Source organism: Microbulbifer mixtoriginis (SeqCode) (assembly GCF_052466865.1).
Window position 1 is genome coordinate 3,765,606 of sequence record NZ_CP174293.1, and the last position, 6,895, is coordinate 3,772,500.

Here is a 6,895-nt window from a genome sequence, read left to right on the forward strand (position 1 = left end):
TTTCTGAAAACCTGTTTCAATTATTTTTCGCTGCCAATAAGAAGCGCTCTACATCACTTATCGCATTGCATCACTATATGCCCCTTAATGCGCGAATATCCGACTCTATCAGGGTACTCAATCCACAAAATGCAAAATAAATCGATCATTAGAGCCTTGAATCCTACCTACTAAATGAAATCGGGCCGCTAAAGCGGCCCGATGAGTGTAAAGCTGTGATCAGGAATCTTCCTCACATGCTTCATCTTCAGGCGAATTTTCACACAAATCATAGGTACACTTGAACTGCCAGAGCGCGGTAATGCCTGTGTCCGAGCTACCTTCCCGCGCAGGAACATTGACCTCTACCTTTACGAAGTCAGAACCTTTCGGTTCAGCATTATCTGGGGCATTGACTGTTATACGAAAAACACTAGGGCCAACGTCACTAGTATTAGCAACTGCATTGTCCTCTGGCCACACTTCGCAATAATCTGATTCAATATTTATCTTCGTCCCCAAGGGCAAGCGGCCGTTGTATTCATCAGAAAGATAAAAAAGCACTGAACCGGTTCCACCTTTCGATATATCCACATCAGGCTGAGTAATGAAATCACCCTCAGCAGTTTCAAATATCCCGTATGGCTTATCTCCCGAAACCAGAAGTTCTACCTGCTTACGTACATGAATCAGTTCTTTCGAGCAACTTCCATCTGCCTCTGCTTCATCTGAACAGAGAACACCATTGTAAATGCCGTTGCCCTGATCGTAGACTCCATTATTATTCAAGTCAGCAGGCCAATCTTCATCGCCAGCCACTTCGGGACAATCAGGATAGCAACTACCAGCATTGCCAGAGTTCCCGAACGCACCATCTTCATTGTGATCCAAAAATGCTTCCGGTAAATCAGTAAAGTCTTCCCCGGTATCAAAGCGTCCATTACCATTGGCATCTGTAAAAGTTTCTTGCCCAAACGCATATGCGAGAATTGTTGAGCGAGCACCATACGGCTGCCCTAAAGACACCGGGCAGGGAACGCCCAAAAGCCCAGTTTCAGGACAGACTGTGTTATTAATGGTTCGAACCGAGTGGGCTTGACCGTCAACACCAACAAATGTATATGACTCGGGCTTACGAGGGTCCTGGCTAGTCCAATTTACTGAACAGTTACCGTCAACCGTGGTACAAGATCCAGTTATACGTCCATACTCTGTTGTAAAAGTAATTGCAGTACCATCTGGGACCTTATTATTAAAAGCATCACCAGCATAAGCAGTAACTGTTGAAGTTGCGCCGTTAAAAGTATCGCCACCTGGATTTAAAATGGTAGCAGCCACATCAAAAGAATTCTGATCAGGGATGCCTACAGAGACCACCAACTCATCAGATACGGTGGAGACAACCTCCCCGCCATCGACTGTTATTGAGGCAACTACTGAAACCGGCGTCGCCACAGTACCAGAAGAAACTAGTGCAGTTACTTCACCATCCGCATTGGTCGTGCCGGAATCGTTAGTAAGGGTCGCATCACCTACTTCTGTGGACAAAGAAAAGTTAACTTCAACTCCACTTATTGGCAGGTCATTCTTGCTTAAAACCTGAAAAACCAGCGTTGATGTTTCCTTACCGCCAGTACCCTTAATGGAGATTATCGTAGGATCTGCACTTACAAACTCAATGGAGCCGACCTCTGGAGGCATTACAGTAAGCTGGCCGCTGGCCGATATACTTGGATATGCCGCTAACGCTGCTGTGATCTTATCCTCACCTTCACATCCCTCGGCAGTATAGGTCGAGGTTGCCTTACCTTCCGTTGTGGTAACCGGAGAATCAAGAGTAGCTACGGCTGGTTGGCTCAAGCTGCAATTACTGGAAAATTCTACCTGCATCCTCTTAGAGTAAAGATTGCCGTCAGGACCTTGTACATAAACACTAACTGGCGTACTCCCCTTAGAAGATAGATTCTGAGCAAGAATCTCCAGGGCACCCGACACAAACTGCTGGTTATTATCCAAATAACCAAGCTTCAAAGCAGGCTCTTCGATACTAAATCGTAGTGGCGAGTAGGGTGCCTGGTCTGTACTAACGCTATCGTAAGCAACAACAATCTCTCCAGCACTGCCAATTTGCTGCCCTTCAACATCCAGTTCCAGAGTAGCAACGCCACTGTCATTGGTCTTGACTATTCCGCTCTCAGGGCTCAACTCACCCAAGGTTGTTGTAACGGTTATGTTATCTGAGGCAATAGGATCACCATTGTCACTCTTTACCGTAACATGGACGCGTACAGGTTCTTCTGGGTTGGGATTTTCAACCAACTCATCCGTACCTAAGTCACGTAGCTCTACAGTAATGCTATAAGAGGGATCTGTTTCTGGTGAAGTTGGATCCGGGGAAGAAGCCCCGTCATCGCTACCGCCACTACCACCACCACAGGCGGCTAGTGAAACTGCAATGGCCAGCAATAGAAACCATCGCGAAATTGATTGGTACAGTGTAAGAATGTGCATCTAACTATCCTTCAATATCTTTAGCGCCCAATGGCAGCAACAGCCATCACTGCCCAAACTGGGTATGTATAGTCTTCCCCGACACGGCTGAATACGTCTTTAACTATCATCGACCACTCGTACAAGTGAGAAGCCTTAACGTGCCTCTATCGTGTTGCGTATAAGAGCAGATAAAAACCCTTCAACCCACAAGAAAAGGCAACGGGCGACTATCCTGAATCGCTATATTAAAATCAAGTTCTTTATGCCTATGTTGTACGACTGTCTCACAAAAATGAGGCCAGGATGAGATTTAGATCAAATAATTTCTTATAAGAACACCAAGCTCAAGTTATTACTTCAGCATAAACAAAGGACAAAGAAAGCTTCATTGATTATCCAGCAACATTATTGAGAGGATAAATTTGGCGGAAGCTTTTAATCTCCCTTTTTTATTTTTAATTCCCAATCGCGATTCGCTGATATTTCTTTCATCCATAAAAAAAGCCCGCCTGCTTAGCAGTCGAACCCTTTGTTATTGTCATGGAAAATAAAATCAAGATCAGATTGATGATCAATACTGGGGTTAAGTTTTAATTTGAAGTATTGCTAGCTTGAACCAGAAGATTGACCAAGCAAATTAAGAACTCAATTTTCTTCAACCCATCTTATCTTTTTCTGTAAATATTTTTACACATAAAAAAAGGGCCACCCTGTTGGGTGGCCCTTTTCGGATTAGAAGCCTGACGATGACCTACTCTCACATGGGGAAGCCCCACACTACCATCGGCGATGCTGCGTTTCACTTCTGAGTTCGGCAAGGGATCAGGTGGTTCCACAACTCTATTGTCGTCAGGCAAACTGGCTTGGGTTGGCATTGGTCTTATAAGCAATCTGCTTGGCCTGCCGTGTTATCGCTGTTTGCCTCGGTCTGTTGACCGGCGATAACCCCAAATAAGTCGGTAAAACAATCTGTAGTAATACACCGCAAGCGATCATTGTGTGTCTTTCATTCCACAATCCGCTAGCTTAGCTAGTCGTTAGTAACCATCTCTGTTGTATGGTCAAGCCGCACGGGCAATTAGTACTGGTTAGCTCAACGCCTCACAACGCTTCCACACCCAGCCTATCAACGTGGTAGTCTTCCACGGCCCTTTAGGACTCTCAAGGAGTCAGGGAAATCTAATCTTGAAGGAGGCTTCCCGCTTAGATGCTTTCAGCGGTTATCCCGTCCGAACATAGCTACCGGGCAATGCCACTGGCGTGACAACCCGAACACCAGAGGTTCGTTCACTCCGGTCCTCTCGTACTAGGAGCAACTCTTCTCAAATTTCCAACGCCCACGGCAGATAGGGACCGAACTGTCTCACGACGTTCTAAACCCAGCTCGCGTACCACTTTAAATGGCGAACAGCCATACCCTTGGGACCGGCTTCAGCCCCAGGATGTGATGAGCCGACATCGAGGTGCCAAACACCGCCGTCGATGTGAACTCTTGGGCGGTATCAGCCTGTTATCCCCGGAGTACCTTTTATCCGTTGAGCGATGGCCCTTCCATACAGAACCACCGGATCACTATGACCTACTTTCGTACCTGCTCGACATGTCTGTCTCGCAGTCAAGCGCACTTATACCATTATGCTCATTGCATGATTTCCGACCATGCTGAGTGCACCTTCGTACTCCTCCGTTACTCTTTGGGAGGAGACCGCCCCAGTCAAACTACCCACCATACACTGTCCTCGATCCGGATAACGGACCAGAGTTAGAACCTCAAACATACCAGGGTGGTATTTCAAGGACGGCTCCACAACAACTAGCGTCGCTGCTTCAAAGCCTCCCACCTATCCTACACAAATAGGCTCAAAGTTCAGTGCAAAGCTGTAGTAAAGGTTCACGGGGTCTTTCCGTCTAGCCGCGGGTACACTGCATCTTAACAGCGATTTCAATTTCACTGAGTCTCTGGTGGAGACAGCGTGGCCATCGTTACGCCATTCGTGCAGGTCGGAACTTACCCGACAAGGAATTTCGCTACCTTAGGACCGTTATAGTTACGGCCGCCGTTTACCGGGGCTTCGATCAAGAGCTTCGCCGAAGCTAACCCCATCAATTAACCTTCCGGCACCGGGCAGGCGTCACACCCTATACGTCCTCTTACGAGTTTGCAGAGTGCTATGTTTTTAATAAACAGTCGCAGCCACCTGGTCACTTCGACCGGCCTCAGCTTAGGGAGCAAGTCCCATCACCAAAACCGGCGTACCTTCTCCCGAAGTTACGGTACCATTTTGCCTAGTTCCTTCACCAGAGTTCTCTCAAGCGCCTTGGTATTCTCTACCTGACCACCTGTGTCGGTTTAGAGTACGATTCACTATTGCCTGAAGCTTAGAAGTTTTTCCTGGAAGCAGGGCATCAACCACTTCACCCACAAGTGGGCTTCGTCATCAGTTCTCAGCCTTAGGGACCCGGATTTGCCTAAGTCCCCAGCCTACAACCTTAAACATGGACAACCAATCGCCATGCTGGCCTAGCCTTCTCCGTCACTCCGTCGCAGCAATAGCGAGTACAGGAATATTAACCTGTTTCCCATCGACTACGGCTTTCGCCCTCGCCTTAGGGGTCGACTAACCCTGTCCCGATTAGCGTTGGACAGGAACCCTTGGTCTTCCGGCGGGGAGGTTTTTCACCTCCCTTGTCGTTACTCATGTCAGCATTCGCACTTGTGATACCTCCAGCAGACCTCCCGATCCACCTTCAACGGCTTACACAACGCTCCTCTACCATGCTCCTAAGAGCATCCGCAGCTTCGGTTACCAGTTTTAGCCCCGGTATATCTTCCGCGCAGGCCGACTCGACTAGTGAGCTATTACGCTTTCTTTAAAGGATGGCTGCTTCTAAGCCAACCTCCTAGCTGTCTGGGCCTTCCCACATCGTTTCCCACTTAACTGGTATTTGGGACCTTAGCTGGCGGTCTGGGTTGTTTCCCTTTCCACGACGGACGTTAGCACCCGCCGTGTGTCTCCCGCGATTGCACTCCTCGGTATTCGGAGTTTGCATGGGGTTGGTAAGTCGGGATGACCCCCTAGCCCAAACAGTGCTCTACCCCCGAGGGTGAGACGCGAGGCGCTACCTAAATAGCTTTCGAGGAGAACCAGCTATCTCCCGGCTTGATTAGCCTTTCACTCCGATCCACAGGTCATCCCCTAATTTTTCAACATTAGTGGGTTCGGTCCTCCAGTTGATGTTACTCAACCTTCAACCTGCCCATGGATAGATCGCCGGGTTTCGGGTCTATTGCCTGCAACTAAACGCCCTATTAAGACTCGATTTCTCTACGGCTCCCCTAAGCGGTTAACCTTGCTACAGACAATAAGTCGCTGACCCATTATACAAAAGGTACGCAGTCACCCCGAAGGGCTCCTACTGCTTGTACGTATACGGTTTCAGGTTCTATTTCACTCCCCTCTCCGGGGTTCTTTTCGCCTTTCCCTCACGGTACTGGTTCACTATCGGTCAGCTGGGAGTATTTAGCCTTGGAGGATGGTCCCCCCATATTCAGTCAAGATAACACGTGTCCCGACCTACTCGATTTCACTCTAAATGCCTTTTCGTGTACGGGGCTATCACCCTGTATCGCGGTACTTTCCAGAACCTTCCACTAAAACATAAAGAGCTTAAGGGCTAATCCCCTTTCGCTCGCCGCTACTCAGGGAATCTCGGTTGATTTCTTTTCCTCCGGGTACTTAGATGTTTCAGTTCCCCGGGTTCGCCTCCATAACCTATGTATTCAGTTATGGATACCTGTAAAACAGGTGGGTTTCCCCATTCGGACATTCTAGGATCAAAGCTTGTGTGCCAACTCCCCTAGACTTTTCGCAGGCTCCTACGTCCTTCATCGCCTCCAGCTGCCAAGGCATCCACCGTATACGCTTAGTCGCTTGACCATACAACACAAACGACTACTAACGACTTTAACATTCAGACTCAACGATAAATCATTGGCCTGAACGCCGGATTGTGTGCTTGAGAGACACACAATATTTTTGATGTTGAGTATTATTCTCTAAAAAAAGAGATACTCAACGTCGCCTTGCAGTGTATTACTACAAATTATTTCACCTTGTTAAAGAGCATCTGATGTAAAAATCAGAAAGCTGAATTCTTATTCTCAAACAGCGAGAAACTGCTAAAAATTCAGTTTTCTGACTTCTAATGTGGATTAGGAAATGGTGGAGCTAAGCGGGATCGAACCGCTGACCTCCTGCGTGCAAGGCAGGCGCTCTCCCAGCTGAGCTATAGCCCCATTTTCGATAAGTGTTTCCGAGGAAAGTGGTAGGCCTGGGCAGACTTGAACTGCCGACCTCACCCTTATCAGGGGTGCGCTCTAACCAGCTGAGCTACAGGCCTATAAATCATACCCTTGGGAATT

1 protein-coding gene, 2 tRNA genes and 2 rRNA genes are annotated in these 6,895 nt (G+C 47.9%); all 5 read right to left on the reverse strand.

Annotated features, from left to right (window positions below; genetic code table 11):
* Positions 1-219: 219 nt before the first annotated feature.
* The 5 genes from ACJJJA_RS16945 to ACJJJA_RS16965 all read right to left on the reverse strand — a co-directional run bounded on the left by ACJJJA_RS16945 (position 220) and on the right by ACJJJA_RS16965 (position 6,873).
* A complete protein-coding gene (locus ACJJJA_RS16945; RefSeq protein ID WP_444902839.1) occupies positions 220-2,490 on the reverse strand; it encodes an Ig-like domain-containing protein in 2,271 nt (756 codons plus the stop codon).
* Between the two features lie 720 nt (positions 2,491-3,210).
* Positions 3,211-3,326: ribosomal RNA gene (rrf, locus tag ACJJJA_RS16950) — 5S ribosomal RNA — on the reverse strand.
* A gap of 203 nt (positions 3,327-3,529) precedes the next feature.
* Positions 3,530-6,410: ribosomal RNA gene (locus ACJJJA_RS16955) — 23S ribosomal RNA — on the reverse strand.
* Positions 6,411-6,693: 283 nt separating this feature from the next.
* Positions 6,694-6,769: transfer RNA gene (locus ACJJJA_RS16960), tRNA-Ala, on the reverse strand.
* A gap of 27 nt (positions 6,770-6,796) precedes the next feature.
* Positions 6,797-6,873 (reverse strand) — tRNA-Ile (locus tag ACJJJA_RS16965).
* Positions 6,874-6,895: the final 22 nt, after the last annotated feature.